Genomic DNA, 22,616 nt, shown 5'->3' on the forward strand with positions numbered 1-22,616 from the left:
TACGCAAGACAATTGCGTCGCGAGCACCTGCTTCGGTGCTCGCGTTCACAGCGATTCAACTAGCCTGCGGTCGAGACCTTGGCCCAGGTGTCGCGCAGACCGACGGTGCGGTTGAAGACCAGCTTGCCCGGCGCGGAGTCCTTGTCGCGGCAGAAATATCCCTGACGCTCGAACTGTATCGCACCTTCGAAGTTGTCGCTCGCCAGCGCGGGCTCCAGCATCGCGGTGACGGTTTCGAGGGACTCCGGATTGATCTGCGCAACGAAGTTCGCGGCGTCGGGCTGCGGTGTCGTGAACAGCAGATTGTAAAGCCGCACCTCGGCCGGCACGGCTTCCGCCGCACTGACCCAGTGAATCGTCGCCTTGACCTTGCGTCCGTCAGGCGCGTTGCCGCCCTTGGTTGCGGGATCGTAGGTGCAACGCAGTTCGATAACCTCGCCTGCCGCGTTCTTGATGACCTCGCGGCAGGTGATGAAATAGCCGTAACGCAGCCGCACTTCCCTGCCCGGCGCCATGCGGAAGAACTTCTTCGGCGGATCTTCCATGAAATCGTCGCGCTCGATGTAAAGCTCGCGGCCGAACGGAATCTGCCGCGTGCCCTGCGCCGGATCGTCGGGATGGTTGACGGCTTCGAGTTTCTCGATCTGCCCTTCGGGATAATTCTCGATCACCACCTTGAGCGGATTGAGCACGGCCATGCGGCGGGGCGCGGTTTTATTCAGCACTTCGCGCACCACGAAATCGAACATGCCGATGTCCACGGTGCTGTTCGCCTTGGCGACGCCGATGCGCTTGACGAACTCGCGCAGCGCCTCCGCCGGAATGCCGCGCCGCTGCAGGCCCGCAAGCGTCGGCATGCGCGGATCGTCCCAGCCGGACACGTGCCCGCCGCGCACCAGTTCGGTGAGCACGCGCTTGGACAGCAGCGTGTAGGTCACGTTGAGCCGCGCGAACTCATACTGGTGCGGCCGGGACGGCACTGGAAGATGTTCGAGGAACCACTCGTAAAGCGGGCGGTGATCCTCGAATTCCAGCGTGCAGATCGAATGCGTGATGTGCTCGATCGCGTCGGACTGGCCGTGCGCAAAATCGTAGCTCGGATAGATGTTCCACGCGTCGCCCGTGCGCGGATGATGCGCGTGAAGGATGCGATACAGCACAGGATCGCGCAGGTTGATGTTGCCCGACGTCATGTCGATCTTGGCGCGCAGCACGCGCGCGCCGTTCGGAAACTCTCCCGCGCGCATCCGCGCGAACAGATCGAGGTTTTCGTCGACCGGCCGGTCGCGGAACGGGCTGTTCTGTCCGGGCTCGGTCAGGGTTCCGCGCGTCAGCCGGATCTCTTCCTGCGACTGGTCGTCGACATAGGCCTTGCCGGTGCGGATCAGATGCTGCGCCCAGGCATAAAGCTGCTCGAAATAATCCGACGCGAAATGCAGATGCTCGCCCCACTCGAAACCAAGCCAGCGCACGTCGCGCTCGATGGCGTCGATGTATTCCTGCTCTTCCTTGGTCGGATTGGTGTCGTCGAAACGCAGGTGGCAGCGGCCGCCGAATTCCTCGGCGATCCCGAAGTTCAGGCAGATCGACTTTGCATGGCCGAGATGCAGGTATCCGTTGGGCTCCGGCGGAAAGCGCGTCACCACGCCCTTTTCACGCCCCGAGGCCAGATCCGCAGCGACAATATCGCGGATGAAATCGCGGCCCGCGTTCGACGATTCGTCAGTCATTGGTACCCCTTTAAGCTGGGCCCTATGTGCCAAATCCGGGAGGCCACGCCAAGTGCCGCCCGGCGGTGACCTGACCGGACGTTTTGCTGGCAGAACCCCGGATCGGGTAACCCGAGCGTGTAAAATCCGCTGCAATTCCTGCTGAGACAGTGTGCCGTTGTTGTGATAAACGCCCGCCGATAACCTGACCGAGATGGATCGAACCGCCTGAAATGACCGAAACCGTTGTTACCCGCTTTGCGCCGTCCCCGACCGGCTTCCTCCATATCGGCGGCGCGCGCACCGCGCTGTTCAACTGGCTTTACGCACGCAAACGCAGCGGCAAGATGCTGCTGCGGATCGAGGATACCGACCGCGAACGCTCGACCGATGCCGCCATCACGGCGATCCTCGACGGCCTGAAATGGCTCGGGATCGAGTGGGACGACGAGACGATCTATCAGTTTTCCCGCGCCCCGCGGCATCGTGAAGTCGCCGAGCAACTACTCGCCGAGGGCAAGGCCTATCGCTGCTACGCGACCGCAGAGGAACTGACGCAGATGCGCGAGGCGGCCAAGGCCGAGGGCCGCGCGATCCGCTACGATGGCCGCTGGCGCGACCGCGATCCATCGGAAGCCCCTGCCGACCTCAAGCCTGTCATCCGGCTTCGTGCGCCCCTGACCGGCGAGACCGTGATCGAGGATCAGGTCCAGGGCCGCGTGGTCTGGCAGAACGAAAATCTCGACGACCTCGTGCTGCTGCGTTCCGACGGCAACCCCACCTACATGCTGGCCGTGGTGGTGGACGATCACGACATGGGCGTCACCCACGTCATTCGCGGCGACGACCACCTGATCAACGCCGCACGCCAGAAGCACATCTATGACGCCCTCGGCTGGAGCGTGCCGGTGATGGCGCATATTCCGCTGATCCACGGCCCCGACGGCTCCAAGCTGTCGAAGCGGCACGGCGCGCTCGGCGTCGATGCCTATCGCGCCCTGGGATACCTGCCGGAAGCGCTGCGGAACTACCTCGTGCGTCTCGGCTGGAGCCACGGCGATCAGGAAATCTTCTCGACCGAAGAGATGATCAAGGAATTCGACTTGCCGGCGATCGGGCGCTCCGCTGCGCGGTTCGATTTCGCCAAGCTCGAAAATCTCAACGGCCATTACATCCGCAACGCCGACGACAAGGCGCTGGTGGCGGCGTTCGAGGATGTGCTCCAATTCGTCCCCAACGGCGCAGCCATCGGCGCCAAGCTGAACGACACGACCCGGTCCCAGTTGCTTGCCGCCATGCCGGGCCTGAAGGAGCGCGCAAAGACCATCATTGAGCTGATCGACAGTTCGAACTTTATCTTTGCCGACCGGCCGCTGGAGCTTGAGCCAAAGGCCGCGGCGGTCCTCACGCCCGACACGCGCAAGCTGATTGGGGAACTTCGCTCGGTGCTGGAAACGGTCACTCCGTGGGCAGCAGATACCGCCGAGGCTGCCATGCGAACCTTTGCCGAGGCAAAGAACCTCAAACTCGGAGCGATTGCACAACCGCTGCGCGTGGCTCTGACCGGACGGACGACCTCCCCCGGAATCTTCGATGTTTTGGCCGTGCTGGGCAGGCAAACCTGCCTGGAACGCCTGCAGGATCAGGCTGAAGGCCCTTGGTGACTAACGCAAGGCTGCCCAAACTTTAGGTGCAGCCTACCTATCTTGCAGCGCACACAGCAATAAGCTACCCATTCGGGCCACACTTCTGGAATAAAGCGCCTACGTCCCTATATGGCCGTAAGCGTCACTCGCCCTGAGCAACACTTACCGGGGACTTCACGATGGATGCAAAGACCAACACCAAAAAAGCAACGCTGACGGTTGAAGGGAAGACCGTCGATTTCCCGGTGATGACCGGCACGGTCGGGCCGGACGTGATCGACATCAGCAAGCTTTACGCCCAGACCGGGATGTTCACTTACGACCCCGGCTTTACCTCGACCGGTAGTTGCGAATCCAAGATTACCTACATCGACGGCGACGAAGGCATCCTGCTGTATCGCGGTTACCCCATCGAACAGCTCGCCCAGAAAGGCGACTTCCTCGAGACCTGTTACCTGCTGCTGTACGGCGAACTGCCGAGCAAGGCTCAGAAGGAAGACTTCGATCAGCGCGTCACGAACCACACGATGGTTCATGAGCAGGTCGCTCGCTTCTTCCAGGGCTTCCGCCGCGATGCTCACCCGATGGCCGTCATGGTGGCCTCGGTCGGCGCTCTGGCCGCGTTCTATCACGACTCGACCGACATCAACGATCCGCACCAGCGGATGGTCGCCTCGATACGGATGATCGCGAAGATCCCGACGCTGGCTGCGATGGCCTTCAAGTACAACATCGGCCAGCCCTTCGTGTATCCGAAGAACTCGCTCGATTTCGCATCGAACTTCCTGCGCATGTGCTTCGCGGTGCCGTGCGAGGATTACAAGGTCAATCCAGTGATGGCGGAAGCCCTGGACAAGATCTTCATCCTTCACGCCGACCACGAGCAGAACGCGTCGACGTCGACCGTGCGCATCGCGGGTTCGTCCGGCGCCAATCCATTCGCCTGTATCGCTGCCGGCATCGCCTGCCTGTGGGGACCGGCTCACGGCGGCGCGAACGAAGCCGCGCTGCAGATGCTGGCCGAGATCGGCACCGTGGACAAGATTCCGGAATTCATCGCCAAGGTGAAGGACAAGAACAGCACCGTCCGCCTGATGGGCTTCGGCCACCGCGTCTACAAGAACTACGATCCGCGCGCGAAGATCATGCAGCAGATGTGTCACAAAGTGCTGGCGGAAACCGGCCACCAGAACGACCCGCTGCTCCATGTCGCCATGGAACTCGAGAAGATCGCGCTGAGCGACGAATACTTCATCCAGCGCAAGCTTTATCCGAACGTCGATTTCTATTCGGGCATCACGCTGAAGGCGATGGGCTTCCCCACCTCGATGTTCACCGTGCTGTTCGCGGTCGCGCGCACCGTCGGCTGGATCAGCCAGTGGAGCGAAATGATCCAGGACCCGCAGCAGAAGATCGGCCGTCCGCGCCAGCTCTACACCGGCGCGACCACTCGCGACTATGTCGGGATCGACAAGCGCAAGTAAGCGCAACACCACTCTCAACAAAAAGGCCGGTGCTCTTGCACCGGCCTTTTTCGTTGCGTGCTGGCAAGCGACGTGATTAGCGCATCGTCGCGATCACTCCGTCCGCGGCCAGTTCGCTCGGCCGTTTGCCGCCCGTGGACATGATCTGCTCCAGCCGGCCGAAGGCTTCCACTTGCCGCTGCCGCGCAGGCGTATCGCCCAGAATGTCCCGCAATGCCGGCGCGAGTTTTTCCGCCGTGAAATCCTGTTGCAGAAATTCCGGGATCACGTTTTCACCGAGAATGAGATTGGCCAGAATGATCGACGATGTCTGGATCACACGGCGCGCAACGAAGGCCTCGATCTCCGTGACGCGATAGGCTGTCACCATCGGCACGCCGGCCAGAGCCAGTTCAAGTGTCACTGTGCCGGACTTCGCGAGCGCTGCACGCGCCGTCCGGAACGCAGCCCTCTTGTCGCTGTCGCTGACCACGATCCTCGGCTGCACAGGCCACCTTTCGGCAGCCGTGCGGACGCTGTCCAGCAATTCGGGTGTGGTCGGCAATACCGGCTCGAACGTCACACCCTGAGAGCGCAACAGCCGCAGCGTTTCGCCAAAAATCGCCATGTTGCGCTTAATCTCGCTACGGCGGCTTCCCGGTAACACGACCAGCAGCGGCGGCGCGGCGGTCCTGCGCGCCAGTTCCTGCGCATTCGGTAGCAACGCATCGAGTTCGTCCAGCAAAGGATGACCGACGTAGCTGCACGGCGGACCAGCCAACTTGCGGTGAACCTCTGTCTCAAACGGCAACACCGCAAGAACACGATCGACATAGGCGCGCATCTTCTTCGCGCGTCCGCCTCGCCAGACCCAGACAGTGGGCGGAACATAGTTCACGACAGGGATCGAAGGATCGCGGGCACGAACGCGACGCGCCACACGATGGGTGAAATCCGGACTGTCGATCAGCACCAGAACATCGGGCTGCTCCTTCAGGACTGCGTCGGTTGCATCACGAAGACGCTGAAGGATCATCGGCAGCTTCTTCGGGATCGAAGCAAAACCAATGATCGACAATCCCTCGACTGAAACCAGCGATACGAGCCCCTGCTCCGCCATGTGACGGCCGCCGATCCCAACCAGCCTCACCGCAGGTCCGAGCCGCTCGCGCAACGCCGTCATCAACCCTGCACCGAGCCGGTCGCCGGATTCCTCCGCAGCGATCAGGAATATCGTTCGTGGTGCTTCAGGATGAGCGGGGCTCGTACTCACAACGGCAGTCCCGTGACGAACAGCCCGGCCTGATCGGCCTTCGCGGTCATCACATCGGCCTCGGCAACGAGCGAATGTCCGGCAACGGTACCGATGCCGGCAAGACCCGCGGCTACGATGCCGTCAATGGTCCTTGGACCGAGCGTCGGCAGGTCGAAGCGCAAGTCCTGGCTGGTCTTCGGCGTCTTGACCAGCACACCGCGGCCCGTCTTGGCGCGAATTCGCTTCTCTTCGCGCAGCCGCTCGACCCGAGCCAGAAGTGCGTCCGTACCCTCGATGTCTTCGACAGCGACGACGTGACCGTCAATGACCACGACGGCCTGACCGACGTCGAAGGGGCCGAGCGCCCGCAGCAGGTCGCGTCCTTTTGCAATGTCGGCCAGAGCGTCAGCGTCAGGAACCCGGCGTGTGAGGCTTCCTTCCGGCATCAGCAGTTCAGGCGCGACGTCTCCGATGCCAACGACGCGAAAGCCGTAGCGTTCAAAAATGCGGCTCACGCCCGACAACAGATGATCGTCGCCGCCGCGCAGCGCCGCTGCGATCGCGGGTATGGCGCGCACGGTGCCCCAGTCAAGACGAACGTCCGACAGTGCCGGCCTCACCATCCCGCCGAGGAATACGATGTCGCGGCATCCTTCGGACCGTATCAGCCGGGTCAGCCGGCCGACCTGGCCGAGCGCAACCCAATGATGCGGAAACTGCGTCACGCGAACCGGATCGCAAAAGCCCCTGACGGCAAATATAAACGGCGCGATCCCCCGTGCGCGCAGCGCCTCCGCGACCGAGAACGGCAGCACACCGCCTCCTGCAATGATGCCGACTGTCGCGGATATTTCGGGACCTGCTGTCATCGCGTTTCGAGGTGAGCACGCTCGGTTGATTTGTTGGGATTGTTATGGGCCATGCAGAGCGGACGCTTGTTGCCGTCGTCAATGAACGTCAGAATTTCCGCAATCGCAGGGTCGCTGTCAGCCATTGGTCGCACAGCCGCAAGCCGGTCGGAAAAGACGCCGCCACCATGGAAGAGCTGCTGATAGAATTCACGCACAAGCTGGAGGCGCTTGTGGGTGAATTTCCTCCGTCGCATGCCGACCACGTTCAATCCTTCAAGATGCGCAAACTGACCGCTCGCGAGACCGTAGGGAATGACGTCGTGCCGCAACCCGGAAACACCGCCGATCATGGCTTGGGATCCGATCCGGACAAATTGATGTGCCGCCGACAGGCCGCCTACAAATACATAGTCGCCGACTTCGCAATGGCCGCCGAGCTGCACTCCGTTCGCAAGAATGACATCGTTGCCGAGCTGACAATCGTGCGCGACATGACTATAGGCCATGAAAAATCCGCGCGCGCCGATGCGGGTGATGCCGCCTCCGGCGACCGTACCTGTGTTGATCGTGACAGATTCACGGATCATGCAGCTTTCGCCTATCTCGAGCCTCGTCACTTCCCCACGGTGACCCGAAGACTGCGGCGGCGTGCCGAGCGAAGCGAATGGATAAACTGTGCAGCCTGCGCCGAGTGTGGTTTGACCGGCGATGTTGACATGGGCGTGCAGCTTGCAGTCCGCGCCGATCGTCACGTTCGGTCCCACCACACAGTAAGGACCAATTGAGGCTCCATCTCCGATGACGGCTCCGTCCTCAACTCGCGCCGTTGGATCGATCTTGCTCATCAGCCCCTCTTGTGCCTGCTTGCCTTTCGCTCAGCCGAAAACTAACCGTGCAGACGATATGACATCGTTATAGTGCAAGCCCGTCCATCATCTGGAATGAAAGACGGCACGCGCATGGTCATCAATTGTTACGCATGATGACAGGACGCGTCAGTCGGCCAGCATCGCGCCGACATCGGCTTCCGCGACCACTTCGCCGTTAACCTTGGCGTCGCCGTGAAACCACCACATGTCCCGCCGCCGCGTCACAAGCTTCATATGATAGTGGATGATATCGCCCGGCCCCGTCGGCTTGCGAAACTTGCATTTATCGATGGTCAGAAAATACACCGCCGTCGGACGATCTGTTTCAGTCGACAGCATGCCGATCACGCCGGCGGTCTGCGCCATGCCCTCGATCATCAGCACGCCGGGATAGATCGGGCGGTTAGGGAAATGCCCCAGAAACTGCGGTTCGTTGGCGGATACGTTCTTGATGCCGATTCCGCTGAAATCCTTGCGGATATCGATCACCCTGTCGATCAGCAGCATGGGATAGCGATGCGGCAGAGTTTTCAGGATCTGCCCGATATCCACGGCCTCGATGGTGATTGGCGCCTTCTCGTCCATTATGTCTGTTCCTCGTCGCCCGAACCGGACGGCTTCGATTTCAATTTCGCACTGCCTTCCCGGCCCAGGCGCTCCACCTCAAACAGCTCGCGAAAGAACTGCTTGATCGGCTTGGCCGGCGAGCCGCCCCAGCGCGCGCCCGGCGGCACGTCGCCGACGACGCTGCTGCGTGCCGCGATCTGCGCCCCGTCGCCGATGGTGGCGTGATCGCTCACGCCAATCCGCGCCCCGAGGATAACCCCGTCACCGAGCGTCGAACTGCCCGCAATCCCGCTCTGGCTGACGACGATGCAGTTCCGCCCGATGGTCACGTTGTGGCCGATCTGGACCAGGTTGTCGATCTTGCTGCCCTCGCCGATCACGGTGTCATTCAGGGCGCCCCGGTCCACCGTCGTCCCGGCGCCGATCTCGACCCCGTTCTGGATGATGACCCGCCCGGCCTGCGGCACCTTCTGATGCCCTCTCGCGCCCATCAGGTACCCGAACCCATCCTGACCGATGCGGCAGCCGGGATGGATGATGACCTCGTTGCCGATGAAGGCGCAGAGGACCGACGCATTCGCGCCGATATTGCAGTCCCGGCCGATCCGGACACCCGCCCCGATCACCGCACCCGACCCGATCACGGTTCCGGAGCCGATTTCGACATCCGGTCCGATGACCGCGAGCGGATCGACCACGACGTCGTCCTCGAGATACGCGGACGGATGCACCACGGCACCGGCCGCGACACCGCTGTTGTCGAACCACGATGCAGGGCGCAGGGTATCGGGATAAAGCGACCGCATCACCGCGACAAAGGCCTTGTATGGCTCGGCGACGCGTAAAACCGCGACATGCGGGGGAACGCTGCCCTCCATGCGCTCGTTCACCAGACACGCGCCTGCATGCGTCTGTTCGAGCTGAGCCGCGTACTTCTTGCTTTCGCAGAATGTCAGATGAGCGGGCCCCGCGCGGTCCAGCGACGCCGCTCCCGCGATGGCCTTGCCGGCGCTCGATGGGTCGGCGAGCTGCGCACCGGTCAACGCAGCAAGGTCTGCCAGCGTCACCGGTGAAGGACGTTTAAAGAATGTCCCCTGCGTCATTCCACCCGCCGCGGTCAGGAAAATGCACTTTCCCGCGACGCGAACTCCGGACCGCAGAAGGAAAATGCCTGCAACAAAATACTTGAGCGGGTTCCAACCGGACGGCTGGAACCCGCTGTGTTAAGCGCGAGCCCGGTTTGAGCTCAGAATGACGTGCCGCCGCCGAATCGGAATTCCTGCGTCCGGTCAAACTTACCCTTGGTCAGCGGGACCGCATAGTCGAAGCGCAGCGGTCCGAACGGCGACTGCCAGATCAAGCCGACACCGACCGATGACCGGATCAATCCATCATCGCCGCCAACCGTGAGACACTGGTTTTGAGCGTTCTGCACAGGAGTACCGCCACATGAACCCACCAGAGAGGTCGCGCCCTGGTAGTCGAACAGCGAACCGGCGTCGGCATACACTGCACCCTTCAGGCCGATCTCTTTCGGCAGGAACCAGAACGGCATCTGCATTTCAGCCGAGGCGCCCCAGTATTTCGTACCGCCCAACGCATCCTGATAAGTGCCGACAGTGATGTCACGCGGACCGATACCGACAGGCGCGAAGCCGCGAACGAGGTTCGGACCCATCTGGAAATGATCCAGCATGCGGATGCCCTTGCCCGTGTCAGTGAGCACGCCGCCCTGAAGACGCAGCACGCCGACGACGTCCGCCACGATTGGCGTATACAGTTTCACATCACCGACCGTCTTCAGGTAGCTGACGTCACCGCCAACGCCGGCGAAATCCTGGTTCACGGTCGCAAGGATACCGGTGGTTGGATCCTTGTTGTTGTCGAGCGTGTTATAGGCGAGCGTGTAACCAACTGCCGACGTCGTGACGGCTCCCTTGGCAAGTCCCTGCTTCACAGCAACCGAAGCTTCGCCGTCCATAAAACAGTTGTTGGAGGCCGTGAACGGACTGCCGGGGGGATTCGGAATAGATCCGCCTAACGCCGCAATATATGCGGGCGTCGGGTAGAAGCCCGATCCCGGGACACCCGCGCCGAAATTATTACAGTTCGTCAGATATGCTGGCAGCGTGATTTCCTGCTGCGAGATCGAATAGCGCAGCTGCAGGTTCAAATCTTCACGCAGCTGGAAACCGAGGCGCGGGCTGAAGCCGATCGACTTCGAATCGTAGGATACGTAGTTCGAGGCGAGCTGCTTGCGCTGATAGAAGTCGAGACCCAGCGCCACGCGGTAGCCGAGCAGATAAGGCTCGACGAACGACAGCTGATAGCCCTGCGTGCGCTGGCCATACTGCACAGACGCCTTCGCATACAGGCCACGGCCCAGCAGGTTGCGCTCCGAAATACTGACTTCGCCAAGGAAGCCGTCCGCCGTTGAGTAGCCGCCGGACACCGAGAAGTCGCCGGTCGACTTCTCTTCGATATCAACATTCAGAACGACCCGGTCGGTTGACGAACCTGGTTCAGGGACGATCTTCACGACCTTGAAGTAGTCGAGGTTCTTCAGGCGACGCTCGGCGCGATCGACCAGCGCACGGTTGTAAGCATCGCCTTCGGAAATATCGAACTCGCGGCGAATGACGTAGTCGCGGGTTCGCGTGTTGCCGCGAATGTTGATTCGCTCGATGTAGGTGCGCGGTCCTTCTTCGATCGCAAACACGATCGAGACAGTGTGCGCTTCAAAGTTGCGGTCGCCACGCGGCTTCACGGTTGCGAACGCATAACCGCGGCGCGACGCCTCGATCGACATTTCCTCGACCGACTTCTCAACGGCTTCGGCGTTGTAGATCGAACCCACGCTGACACGCGACAGACTGCGGAGCGAGTTGCCGTCGAACGAGGCAATGCTGGACTGGAAGTCGACAGAGCCGACACGGTACTGCTGGCCTTCCTCGATCTTGAAGGTGACGAGGAATCCCTTGCGCTCAGGATCATACTCGGTCAGCGCCGCAACGATCTGGACGTCGGCGTAACCGTTCTTGAGGTAGTACCTGCGCAGGATATCGCGGTCGGCTTCGATGCGATCCGGGTCATAGACGTCGTTGGAAGCGAGGAAGCTGAGGAAATTGCTTTCGCGTGTCTTGATGACGTCCTTCAGCCGGTAGGACGAATAAGCCTTGTTGCCGACGAACTCGATCGACTTCACGCCGGTCTTTGCGCCTTCGGTGACTTCGAAGACCAGATCGACGCGGTTGTTCGGCTGCTCGATGATCTTGGGCTCGACCTTGACGTCGTAGCGGCCGTTGCGGCGATATATTTCGGTAATGCGCGCGGTGTCGGACTGAACCATCGCCCGCGACAGGGTCCCGCGCGCCTTGGACTGAACTTCGGCGATGAGCTGCTCGTCCTTGACCTTCTTGTTGCCTTCGAAAACCACACGGCCAATGACCGGGTTTTCAACGACCACAACGACCAGCCGGCCGCCCGCCTGGTTGATCTTCACGTCCTGGAACAGGCCGGTCTCGATCAGGGCCTTCAGGCCGTCGTCGATGCGGGCGCTGTCGAGGCGGCCGCTGGGGCCGGGCTTGAAGTAGGAACGGATGGTATCGGCTTCGATCCGGCGGTTGCCTTCCACACCAATGGAAGCCGCGGTCTGGGCAACGGCCTGCGACGACACGAGCGAGGCGGTCGCCACTGCGGCAACCGGCAAAGCAATCATGATCAGGGCGGCGGCCAAACCACCCCTTAACACTCGCAATCCAACCATCATGCGCCAGGCGCCCTTGTCATTCCAAAGCCGGTCCGTTTCCGGGCCGGGAGATTCCCCAAATATTGCACTGCTTGTAGCCAATTTTGCCTAATGGGCAAACGTCCTTTCGCAGGGCAATTCCAATTTCCCAACAAGACGTTGCTGATCGGCCACGCCTGTAAAAAAGCCTCAATCAGGACGAGGCCAGATGCAGGATGTCGTTGTAGGTCGCGAACAACATCAACATCAGCACAAGCGCCAATCCGACACGGAAACCGAGCTCCTGCGACCGCTCCGACAGCGGCTTCCCGCGAATGGCTTCGACTGCATAGAACAAAAGGTGTCCGCCATCCAGAAGCGGCACCGGAAACAGGTTCAGCAGGCCGATGGAAACCGAAAGGACCGCGGCTAGGTGAATCAGGGCCGAAAGGCCGATCGTGGCCACCTGCCCGGAGATCTGGGCGATCCGGATCGGTCCGCCAACCTGATCCGCATTCTCCCGGCCGGTGAAAATCCCGCCGATGTACGAAACGGTGCGGTCAACGACGAACCAGGTTTCCTTGACGCCCAGCCAGACAGCGGTCGCCGGGTTCACGGGTTTGGTGACGGTGTCGCCGGGACCCGTGGCACGGGTGATTCCCAGGATACCGACCCGGTGGACGTTGCCGAAGGTATCCTTGATTTCCTTGAGCTGAGGCGTTCCGTTCAGCTTTACGGTTTCGTCACCGCGCTTGACGGTGAACACCAGCGGCGTACCCGCCTTGGTGCTGACGATACGCTGCATCTCGGTGAAGCTTTCGATCGCGTCGCCGTTGATCCCCGTCACGATGTCGCCGGGCTTGAACCCTGCGGCCGCAGCGGCGCTGTTTTCCTGAATGGAATCGACGCGCGCGGTCTGGCTCGGCTTGCCGAAGAACGTGAAGAGCGCGGCGAAAATCACGATCGCGAGCAGGAAGTTCGCGATCGGCCCCGCAGCCACGATGGCCGCGCGAGCACCAACCCCCTTGTGATGGAAGCTGACCTTGCGCTCGTCGGCCGTCATGCCCTGGAGCGCGTCGGCGGACGGCGTGCTGGCTTCGGACTCGTCGCCAAAAAACTTGACGTAGCCGCCGAGCGGAATGGCCGAAACCTTCCAGCGGGTGCCGTGACGGTCGTTGAAACCGAACAGTTCCGGACCGAACCCGAGCGAGAACGTTAAGACCTTCACCCCGGCCCAGCGGGCGACGAGGAAATGGCCAAGCTCATGGAAGAAGACAACGATGGTCAGGACAAACAGGAAGGGAATGATGTAGCCGATCAGGCCATGACTCAACGTATTGAAACCACTCAGGAAAAAATCCACAACCCAATCCCTCACCAGCAGGCCGTCCGGCCCGATCCCCAACGCTCTAGGATGCCTTTAAGGCAATTTGAGGCAAGAGGGTGACCGCACTATTTCGTGCATCATGGTCAACGGAAATCGCGTCGTCGGCTGACGTCAGCGGCGCGAGATTCCCTGCCCGCACCCAGTTGTTCATGGTCGCCTCGACGAGCTGTGCGATGCCGCCAAACCGGATTTTCTGGGCGACAAAAGCCGCCACAGCGACTTCGTTCGCCGCGTTATAGACGGTCGTTGCGCCATTGCCCGTGCGCAGCGCGTCATAGGCGAGTTTCAGTCCGGGGAACCTGTCGTAGTCCGGCGCCTCGAAGGTCAGCGAGCCGATTTTCGCGAGATCCAGCGCCGCGGCACGTCCCACGATGCGATCCGGCCAGCCGAGGCAATGCGCAATCGGCGTGCGCATGTCGGGCGTGCCGAGCTGCGCCATCACGGAACGATCCGAAAATTCTACCATGCCGTGTACGATGGACTGCGGATGCACCAGCACATCGATTTCATCCGGCGACAAGGCGAACAGATAGGAGGCTTCGATCACCTCCAGTCCCTTGTTCATCATCGATGCGGAATCGATGGTGATTTTCTGGCCCATGCTCCAGTTCGGATGCTTCAGCGCCTGCGCCAAAGTGGCCTGCGCGATGTCGGCCGCTTTCCAGGTGCGGAACGGCCCGCCGGACGCGGTGATGATGACGCGAACCAGCTCTTCGCGGTTGCCGGATGCGAGCGCCTGAAACAGCGCGTTGTGCTCGGAATCCGCAGGCAGAATGCACGCGCCCGCTTTCGCGGCACGGTCCATGAAGAAGTCACCGGCGCAAACGAGACATTCCTTGTTGGCGAGCGCGATCGTCGCGCCGCGATCCGCTGCCGCGAGCGCGGGCTTCAAACCCGCCGCTCCGCTGATCGCAGCCATCACCCAGTCCGCCGGACGCTCGGCTGCCTCGATGATGGCGCTTTCGCCTGCGCCGTACGCAATGTTCGTTCCGGCGAGCGCGTCCCGCAATTCACCGAGCTTCGACGCATCGGCCACGGCGACAAACCGCGCGCCGAATTCCTTCGCGAGATTGGCCAGTCCCTCGACATTGCTGTTGGCTGTCAGCGCTTCGACCTGATAGCGCTCGGGCGACGCCCGCAGCAGATCCATCGTGCTGTCGCCGATCGACCCGGTGGCGCCGAGCACCGTAATGGTCCGCACCGCGGAGGCTGCGGCCCTGTTGTTACGCAACGGAACAGCGTTCATCACATCACCAAACCATGAAACCGCGACCGACGCCATCGAGGCCGCCGCGCATAAAACCAATGAGAGCGGCGAAAACAATCGCCGCAACGAAACCGTCGAGCCGGTCCAGCAAGCCGCCGTGACCGGGAATGATGTGGCTCGAGTCCTTGACGTCGAAACGGCGCTTGATCGCGGATTCGAACAGGTCGCCGAGTTGCGAAACAATCGACAGCACTGCGCCGAGCAGAAGCAGTGCAAGCATGCCGCCGAAACCAAGCCATGCGAATACCGCGGCAACGAAAAGGGCGAGTACCAGTCCGCCAATCGCGCCCGCCCATGTCTTCTTCGGGCTGACGCGCGGCCAAAGTTTCGGTCCGCCAATGCCGCGTCCCGCAAAGTATCCGCCGATGTCGGTCACCCAGACGACCAGAAGCACGAACATCAGCGCGACGAATCCGAAGTCAGCGTCGCGTCGGACAACAATCGCAGCCAATAGCGCCGCAGCGGCATAAACCAGTCCGCTTGCAACCCAGCCGCGCTGTCCGCGTCCGGCAACGGCGGCAAGCGCGATCCCCACAGCCACGATCCCGAGTGCGAGGTCCGTCCGTCGCATCATCAGACACACGCCGGCAATCGCCAGCGCGGTTATTCCTGCTGCGACGGCCAGCCGGTTACCGGATGCGCCGACGATCATCAGCCATTCGAAATACAGCAACGCGGCAGCCGCGATCACGATGCAGGCCCATGGCCAGCCGCCGATCCACGCAATCGCAATGGTCAGCGGAGCCATGACCAGCGCCGCAACGACGCGCATGAAGAGATTGCTCGAGCCTTTGGCAGTCTCCGGTGTCGCTGGCGTATCCGGGGCCACGCCGCTCACGATCCGGTCTTTGCGACGTTCTTGGCGATCAGGCCGCCGAAACGCCGCTCGCGGGTGGCGTATTCGGCAATCGCGCCTTCCAGCGCGGCCTTGTCGAAATCCGGCCAGTGAATCGGAACGAACACCAACTCGCTGTAAGCCGCCTGCCACATCAGGAAATTCGACAGCCGCTGCTCGCCGCTGGTGCGGATGATCAGATCCGGATCGGGAATGTCCGAGGTGTCGAGATAGCTGCCGAGCACGTCGGTCGTGATCGTCGCCGGATCGCGCTTGCCTTCCGCGACTTCGCGCGCAAGCCGCTGCGCCGCGTTGGCGATCTCCTGCCGCGATCCATAGTTGAACGCGACGACAAGCGTCAGCCGCGTGTTGTTTCGCGTCAGGTCCTCGGCTTCATTCAGAAGAGTGCAGATATCGGACTCGAGTCCGCCGCGCTCACCGATCACCCGAACGCGGACGCCATCGGCGTGCAGCGTCGCAAGATCGTTGCGGATGAAGCGCCGCAGCAGGCCGAACAGATCGCCTATCTCGCTCGCAGGCCGCGACCAGTTCTCGGAACTGAACGAAAAGATCGTGAGATAGGAAATCCCGAGTTCGCCCGTCGCGCGCACCACCTTGCGGAGCGCATCGACGCCGCGGCGATGACCTTCGGCGCGGGGCAGTCCCCTCGCCGCCGCCCAGCGTCCGTTGCCATCCATGATGATCGCAACATGCCGCGGCGCATCGGCACGATCCGATTCCTCTGGCTTTGGCATGGCGCCGTTCGACATTCGCGATCTCTTAAACCGTGAGAATTTCTTTTTCCTTGGTCGCAAGCGCCTTGTCGACGTCAGCGATGGCAGCATCGGTCGCCTTCTGAACCTCGTTCGAAAGGCGCTTCTCATCGTCTTCTGAGATCTGATGATCCTTCTCAAGCTTCTTGAGTACATCAAGGCCGTCGCGGCGCACGTGGCGCACGGCAACGCGTGCAGCCTCGGTGTACTTGTGTGCGACCTTCACCAGTTCCTTGCGGCGCTCTTCGTTGAGTTCGGGAATTCGCAGGCGGATGACCTGGCCTTCGGTCGCCGGGCTGAGACCGAGGTTCGAGTTGACGATGGCCGTTTCGACAGCCTTCACCATCGACTTGTCCCAGACCTGAACCGAGATCAGACGCGGTTCCGGCACGCTGACCGTCGCGACCTGATTGAGCGGCATGTGACTGCCATAGGCCTCGACTTGCACGGGCTCGACCATCGACGCAGAAGCACGGCCGGTACGCAGTCCGCCGAGTTCGTGCTTGAGGGCGTTGATCGCGCCCTCCATCCGGCGCTTCAGATCGTTGATATCGAAATTCCCGGCGGCCATGCGATGGTACTCCCTTCAAGTCTGATGCGGCTCAACGTCTCGGCCGCATCGCGTATCTTATTGTTCAGGCTCAAATTTTCCGCTTACGCGCTCCGGAATCGCAGCGCGTCAACCAGCGACAATCGTGCTCTTGCCCTTGCCGGCCAGCACGGCACCGATCGACCCCGGTTCCGCAATCGAGAACACGATGATAGGCAACGACGTCTCGCGGGCAAGCGCGAAGGCCGTCGCGTCCATCACCTTATAGCCGCCTTCCACCGCCTGCGAATGGCTCAGACGTTCGAATCGCTTGGCGGCTGGATCCTTCTTCGGATCGGCGCTGTAGACACCGTCCACGTTGGTGGCCTTGAGAACCGCCTGCGCGCCGATCTCGGCCGCGCGCAAGACCGCAGTGGTGTCGGTCGTGAAATATGGATTGCCGGTGCCGCCGGCGAGCACGACGATGCGCCCCTCGGCGAGATACCGGTGAGCCGCGCTGCGCGTGAACAGTTCGCAGACCTGCGGCATGACGAAAGCCGACAGCACACGCGCCGACTGACCCTTGCGCTCGAGCGCCGATTCCAGCGCGAGACAGTTCATGATGGTGGCCAGCATGCCCATCGTGTCGCCGGTGGTGCGGGACACACCACGGGAGGAGACCTCAACGCCGCGGAAAATATTACCGCCGCCGACGACGACGGCGATCTCAACGCCGAGTTCACGGGCCTTGATGAGGTCGCCGGCGATCCGGTCGATGGTGGGCTGGTGAATACCGAAGGACTGGTCTCCGGCGAGATACTCGCCGGACACCTTGACCACAACACGTCGATAAGCCGGTTCACCCATGCGATCGCTCACTCTTTCGAATTGAGCACACTCCGCAAGACAAGGATTGCCCGTTGCTGAATGCGCTCAGGATTCCGATTGGCGCGCGTCGTGTCGTTACCCCTGCCCGGCAGCGGCTGCGACTTCAGCAGCGAAATCGGATTCCTGCTTCTCGATTCCCTCGCCGAGAGCATAGCGCACAAATCCGGTCAGCTTGATAGGCGCGCCGACTTTGCCCTCAGCATCCTTCACAGCCTGCGCCACGGTCTTGGCGTTGTCGTGAATGAACGCCTGCTCCAGCAGGGTCACTTCCTTGTAGTAGGTCTTCAGACCCGATTCGACGATCTTCGCAATCATGGCGTCCGGCTTGCCCTGCTGACGGTACTTGTCGGCCATGACGTCCTTCTCGCGGCGCACAACCTCGGGATCGAGGCTTGCGGCATCGAGCGCCTGCGGATTGGCGGCAGCGACGTGCATCGCGATCTGACGGCCGAGGGTCGCCAGTTCATCCTTCGCGCCGGTCGACTCGAGCGCGACGAGCACGCCCATCTTCCCGAGGCCGTCGAACACGGCATTGTGGATGTAGCTCGCGATCACGCCATCGCTGACCGAGAGTTCGGCCGCGCGGCGCAGCGTCATGTTTTCGCCGATGGTGGCGATTGCGTCGGCGATCGCGCGCTCGACGGTGATGTCGCCGACCTTGGCAGCCTTGATCTTCTCGACATCGGTGCCGGTCTTGAGCGCAACCTGACCCACCATCTTCACGAGGCCCTGGAACTGTTCATTGCGCGCGACGAAGTCGGTCTCGGAGTTGACCTCGACGACAACGCCCTTGGTGCCTGCGGTGATGGCTGCGATCAGGCCTTCCGCAGCAACGCGGCCGGCCTTCTTGGCGGCCTTCGAAAGGCCCTTCTTGCGCAGCCAGTCGATGGCGGCTTCCATGTCGCCGCTGGTCTCGTTCAGCGCCTGCTTGCAGTCCATCATGCCTACGCCGGTCTTCTCGCGCAGATCCTTGACCATCGCTGCAGTGATCGTTGCCATCGTGGGATGTCCTTTGCCTGTGCGGGCCGCGCGGCGCAGCGTGTGCTGGCAAGCCGGATTCGACGCGCAGGATTTACATATAAGCTTGCGCGTAATCTGGTCGCAGAACCAATACGCGCCGTCGGGGGAAGTCGCGGCCGGAATGAACCGGCCGCGCGATACGTATAAGGCTTATTCCGCTTCCGCGGTCAGCGCCTTCGACTGGGCAACCCAGCCGTCGGCACGCGCCGGAAGACCGACTTCTTCGCCGATCTTGTGGGCGGTATCGTGATCGAGTTCGGCAAGCTGCCAGTAGTGGAAGATGCCTAGGTCGTTGAACTTCTTCTCGATCGCGCCGGACACACCGGTGAGCTTCTTGAGGTCGTCGGCAACGCCGCGCGGACCGGCAAGGCCCTGGAAGCCTTCCGACTTCGCAGGCGCGACAGCTTCCGGAACAGGGTTGGCCATTGCGCCGATGTCGATGCCAGCACCGCCCTGGGCACGCGAAATGCCGTCGATCACCGCGCGCGCGATGAGATCGCAATACAGCGAGATCGCACGGCCGGCGTCGTCGTTGCCGGGAACCACGTAGGTGATGCCCTTCGGATCGCAATTGGTATCGACGATCGCGGCCACCGGGATGTTAAGGCGCTGGGCCTCCTGGATCGCGATGTCTTCCTTGTTGGTGTCGATCACGAAGATCAGGTCGGGCAAGCCGCCCATGTCCTTGATGCCGCCGAGCGAGCGGTCGAGCTTGTCGCGCTCACGCGTCAGCGTAAGGCGCTCTTTCTTGGTGTACTGATGGCCTTCGCCCGAACCCAGCATCTCGTCGAGCTGGCGCAGACGCTTGATCGAACCGGAAACGGTCTTCCAGTTGGTCAGCGTGCCGCCGAGCCAGCGCGAGTTGACGAAGTACTGCGCAGAGCGCTTCGCGGCTTCCGCCACGCCGTCCTGTGCCTGGCGCTTGGTGCCGACGAACAGCACGCGACCGCCCTTGGCGACGGTGTCGCTGACAGCCTGCAGCGCGCGGTGAAGCAGCGGCACGGTCTGCGCGAGATCGATGATGTGAATGTTGTTGCGGGCACCGAAGATGTAATCCGCCATCTTCGGATTCCATCGGTGGGACTGGTGACCAAAGTGCACGCCAGCTTCAAGGAGCTGACGCATAGAAAATTCAGGAAGCGCCATAGTTCAATTCTCCGGTTGGTTCCTCCGGAAGCGTGTGAGCAAGACAAGCCAACGACAAAAGTCACGAATGACAAAAGTACTTGGCCCGGTTGCCACCGGACGGCTTTTTAGAGCCATGCTTCCGTGTGAGATGCGCGGCTTATACCCACGCCACCTTGGTTAAGCAAGCAAATCCGGCCGACTTTGCGGCCGGAAGCTGCCGATTTCAGCGAAGCGCTCGCCGGCGTCGCGCTCCTCTCAACCCGGCGGTCTGCCGGGCCGGGCCACAGGTGCAGGCCTCGGCGGAGGAGCCGCCCGTGGCGGTGGCGCCGCTGGCCGCGGGGCCATCTGGGGCCGTGGCGCCATTTGCGGTCGCGGAGCCATTTGCGGTGCCGGCCGCTGGAACTGTGGCTGCGGTCGCGGTGCCATCTGGGGTCGCGGTGGCGCGGCGGGCCGCTGGAACTGCGGCTGCGGCCTTGGCGCCATCTGCGGACGCTGAGGCGGAGCAGCCGGCCGTTGGAATTGAGGCCGTTGAACCTGCGGGCGTGGCGCAACCTCAGGCCTAGGCGCAGCCGTCGGCCTCTGAATTTGCGGCCGCGGCTGTACGGCAGGCCGCTCGGGGCGGCCCGGCCTTGCCTCCGGCCCGGACGGGGCGACAGTCCCCGGCTGCACGGATGGCGCTGCGACTCCCGGCTTGCCGTCGGAACCCCGGTCGGGTCGCCCCGGCCGATCGGGTCGCCCCGGGCGTGCATCGCGGTCCGGTTGCGGTCCGGTCACGCCGGGAGCCGGCAAGGTGCTCGGCAACGGGCGCGCTCCGGGGCGGGGCCGTCCATCCGGTCCGGCGCCTGGCGTTTGACCCGGCAGCACATTGCCCGGCCGAAGATTGCCCGGTTGAACGCTGCCGGGCTTCTGATCCTGCCCAGGTCCTCCCTGCTGACCAGGTCGTCCCAGTCCCGGAGCTCCCGGACGGCCGGCACCGGCTGCAACCGGCAGAACGCCCGGAGGCGGCGTCACCTTGCCCTGACGGATCAGGTTCGCTTTTCGCGTAGCCGACGGCGGCAAGCCCGGCGCAAACGCGGGTCGGGTGACTGCCGCATCGCGCGGTCCACCCGGCCGTCCCGGCCGACCTCCCGGCCCGAACTGGCCGCCGGGTCCCCCGGGTCTGATGCCAGCATCCGGCGGACGCCGGTTGATGACGGTGTTGATGACGTTCCTGTTGTGAATGTTGGCGAACAGGAAACGGTTCACCGGCGGCCGCACATAGATCGGCGGCCGGATGAAGATCGGGATCGGAATGAAGATCGGCTGCGGCAGATAATAGACATCCGCGTAATAAATCGGCGGATCGAGCACGATGAAATCTTCCGGCGGCGGCGGCAGGAAGAACACCGGCACCGGCGGCGGCGGCAGAAATCCAAACACCGGATCGTCGAACATCAGATACGGCCGGTAGACGTATTCGTACTCATAGTCGAGCGGTGGCGGCACGTCGTATGCGTACTCGTCGAATACCGGCGGCGGCTCGAGCGCCGCAGCGATATTGGCCAGACGGCGGCGCGCGTCCGCGGCATGGGGTCCCTTCGGATAGCGCTTCAGATAGGACCAGTAAGCCTGCTGGGTGTTGGCGCGGTAGGTCTGCCGCCATGTGACCGCCTCGCGGCGCGCGGCGATGATCGCCCTCACCCGCTTCGCCATCGGATCGTCCGGATAGGCGGCAAGGAAGGCCTCGTAGTCGGCAATCGTGTCGCGTTCGAGCGCCGCGATATAGGCGTCCTTCGCATCGAGGTCGCGGATCGGCTTGGATCGTGCGGCTGCCGCCGGATCGGCCTGAAGCGGCGGCGCATCCGGCGCACGCTCGAAGAACAGGAAGTCGCCTTCAAGTTTCTGCGCATCCCATGGCACCTCGGCGCCCTTGGTCACGTCGTTGACGCGCAGCTTCGTGCGGTTGAAAACTTCGGGAAGCGAAATGCCGCCGGTGCGGATCATTTCCGCCAACGCCTGGGCGTAAGGCCCGTAGTTCCCGGTCGGGTTCGGCGCGACCGTTCCGGGGGCCGCGTTGAACGCAATCAGACCTTTCGGCTCCGGCTCGATCAGTGCAAGACCGCCCGCGAGCGGCTGGCCTTCCTTCGCGAACGGATGATTGTAGGCCGCGTCGACCACGACGATGTTGGCCTTCAGCGGCAGTGCCGACAACTGGCGGATGTAATCGCCGACGCGCAGGCCTTCGACCGGAACGTCGGTGTCGCGCGCCATGGCGGCATCGACGGGCACGAAGTAGTTTTCGCCCGCGAGCTGCAGGCCGTAACCCGCGAGATAAACCATCGCGACGGTGTTCGGTCCCGCTTTCTGCGCCTTCTGGATGAAGTCGCGGAACGTCTGCCGCAGCGTCTCGCCGTCGAGATCGCGCGCGCCGACCACATCGAAGCCCGCTGCCTGCAGTGTCTGGGCGATCAGGCCCGCATCGTTGGCGGCTGTCGCCAGCGGCGCGCTTTGATAATTGCCGTTGCCGATAACCAGCGCGATGCGGGTTTGCTGGCCCTGCGCGGGCGGCGGGGTTTGTGCGTGAAGCGCCGACGCCATGGCAGCGAAAGCCAGTGCTGCCGCAAAAAGCCTGATCATCCCGCGCATGAGACGTGTCCCTCGTTCAGCCCAACGGCACAGTCAAACCCGCGCCGTCTGAACAGAGTTTGAACAAAAGGTAGTCG

General features: G+C 62.5%; 18 protein-coding genes. 2 read left to right on the plus strand and 16 right to left on the minus strand.

All coding sequences use genetic code 11. From position 1 onward, the window contains the following. Window positions 1–59: 59 nt before the first annotated feature. On the minus strand, window positions 60–1,730 hold the full coding sequence (locus tag HNQ36_RS00810) for a glutamine--tRNA ligase/YqeY domain fusion protein (protein WP_184082079.1): 1,671 nt from the start codon (window positions 1,728–1,730) through the stop codon (window positions 60–62). A gap of 212 nt (window positions 1,731–1,942) precedes the next feature. Between HNQ36_RS00810 and gltX the strand changes: the two genes are divergently transcribed. Further along, window positions 1,943–3,373, plus strand: a complete 1,431-nt coding sequence (gltX, locus tag HNQ36_RS00815; protein WP_184082080.1) for a glutamate--tRNA ligase — start codon at window positions 1,943–1,945, stop codon at window positions 3,371–3,373. A 161-nt stretch (window positions 3,374–3,534) separates the two neighbouring features. Next, window positions 3,535–4,839, plus strand: a complete 1,305-nt coding sequence (gene gltA / locus HNQ36_RS00820) for a citrate synthase (RefSeq protein ID WP_046829943.1) — start codon at window positions 3,535–3,537, stop codon at window positions 4,837–4,839. A gap of 76 nt (window positions 4,840–4,915) precedes the next feature. Here gltA and lpxB read toward each other — a convergent pair whose 3' ends face one another. From lpxB to HNQ36_RS00895, 15 genes are all read right to left on the minus strand, one after another. Next, window positions 4,916–6,091, minus strand: coding sequence for a lipid-A-disaccharide synthase (lpxB, locus tag HNQ36_RS00825; RefSeq protein ID WP_184082081.1), 1,176 nt, complete (start codon window positions 6,089–6,091; stop codon window positions 4,916–4,918). After that, entirely contained in the window at window positions 6,088–6,942 is an 855-nt protein-coding gene (locus tag HNQ36_RS00830) for an LpxI family protein (RefSeq protein WP_184082082.1), read from the minus strand. The genes lpxB and HNQ36_RS00830 overlap by 4 nt, the downstream gene beginning before the upstream one ends. Then, window positions 6,939–7,769 carry an acyl-ACP--UDP-N-acetylglucosamine O-acyltransferase gene (lpxA, locus tag HNQ36_RS00835; protein WP_184082083.1) on the minus strand — a complete coding sequence of 277 codons (831 nt, stop codon included), beginning with the start codon at window positions 7,767–7,769 and terminating at the stop codon, window positions 6,939–6,941. Before lpxA ends, HNQ36_RS00830 begins: the two co-directional genes overlap by 4 nt. A 150-nt stretch (window positions 7,770–7,919) precedes the next feature. Further along, complete coding sequence (gene fabZ, locus HNQ36_RS00840; protein WP_184082084.1) at window positions 7,920–8,378, minus strand: 3-hydroxyacyl-ACP dehydratase FabZ; 459 nt, start codon at window positions 8,376–8,378, stop codon at window positions 7,920–7,922. Beyond that, window positions 8,378–9,463, minus strand: a complete 1,086-nt coding sequence (lpxD, locus tag HNQ36_RS00845; protein ID WP_184082085.1) for a UDP-3-O-(3-hydroxymyristoyl)glucosamine N-acyltransferase — start codon at window positions 9,461–9,463, stop codon at window positions 8,378–8,380. Before lpxD ends, fabZ begins: the two co-directional genes overlap by 1 nt. 143 nt (window positions 9,464–9,606) lie before the next feature. Then, a complete protein-coding gene (gene bamA / locus HNQ36_RS00850) occupies window positions 9,607–12,129 on the minus strand; it encodes an outer membrane protein assembly factor BamA (RefSeq protein ID WP_184082086.1) in 2,523 nt (840 codons plus the stop codon). A gap of 172 nt (window positions 12,130–12,301) precedes the next feature. Continuing rightward, on the minus strand, window positions 12,302–13,450 hold the full coding sequence (locus HNQ36_RS00855) for a site-2 protease family protein (RefSeq protein WP_184082087.1): 1,149 nt from the start codon (window positions 13,448–13,450) through the stop codon (window positions 12,302–12,304). Between the two features lie 46 nt (window positions 13,451–13,496). Beyond that, on the minus strand, window positions 13,497–14,720 hold the full coding sequence (dxr, locus tag HNQ36_RS00860; protein ID WP_184082088.1) for a 1-deoxy-D-xylulose-5-phosphate reductoisomerase: 1,224 nt from the start codon (window positions 14,718–14,720) through the stop codon (window positions 13,497–13,499). A gap of 4 nt (window positions 14,721–14,724) precedes the next feature. Next, a complete protein-coding gene (locus HNQ36_RS00865) occupies window positions 14,725–15,579 on the minus strand; it encodes a phosphatidate cytidylyltransferase (protein ID WP_430641337.1) in 855 nt (284 codons plus the stop codon). Then, the gene (locus HNQ36_RS00870) at window positions 15,576–16,346 is read right to left on the minus strand and encodes an isoprenyl transferase (RefSeq protein ID WP_184082089.1); all 771 of its coding nucleotides are present in this window, start codon (window positions 16,344–16,346) and stop codon (window positions 15,576–15,578) included. The genes HNQ36_RS00865 and HNQ36_RS00870 overlap by 4 nt, the downstream gene beginning before the upstream one ends. A 10-nt stretch (window positions 16,347–16,356) precedes the next feature. Continuing rightward, the gene (frr, locus tag HNQ36_RS00875) at window positions 16,357–16,920 is read right to left on the minus strand and encodes a ribosome recycling factor (RefSeq protein ID WP_046829953.1); all 564 of its coding nucleotides are present in this window, start codon (window positions 16,918–16,920) and stop codon (window positions 16,357–16,359) included. Between the two features lie 108 nt (window positions 16,921–17,028). Next, entirely contained in the window at window positions 17,029–17,745 is a 717-nt protein-coding gene (gene pyrH, locus HNQ36_RS00880; protein ID WP_046829954.1) for a UMP kinase, read from the minus strand. A 96-nt stretch (window positions 17,746–17,841) separates the two neighbouring features. Continuing rightward, entirely contained in the window at window positions 17,842–18,765 is a 924-nt protein-coding gene (tsf, locus tag HNQ36_RS00885; RefSeq protein ID WP_184082090.1) for a translation elongation factor Ts, read from the minus strand. 171 nt (window positions 18,766–18,936) lie between these two features. Next, entirely contained in the window at window positions 18,937–19,932 is a 996-nt protein-coding gene (locus tag HNQ36_RS00890; RefSeq protein WP_046829956.1) for a 30S ribosomal protein S2, read from the minus strand. Between the two features lie 237 nt (window positions 19,933–20,169). Next, a complete protein-coding gene (locus HNQ36_RS00895; RefSeq protein ID WP_184082091.1) occupies window positions 20,170–22,539 on the minus strand; it encodes a caspase family protein in 2,370 nt (789 codons plus the stop codon). Window positions 22,540–22,616: the final 77 nt, after the last annotated feature.

Source organism: Afipia massiliensis, assembly GCF_014203115.1.
In the GTDB taxonomy this organism is placed as follows: domain Bacteria; phylum Pseudomonadota; class Alphaproteobacteria; order Rhizobiales; family Xanthobacteraceae; genus Afipia; species Afipia massiliensis.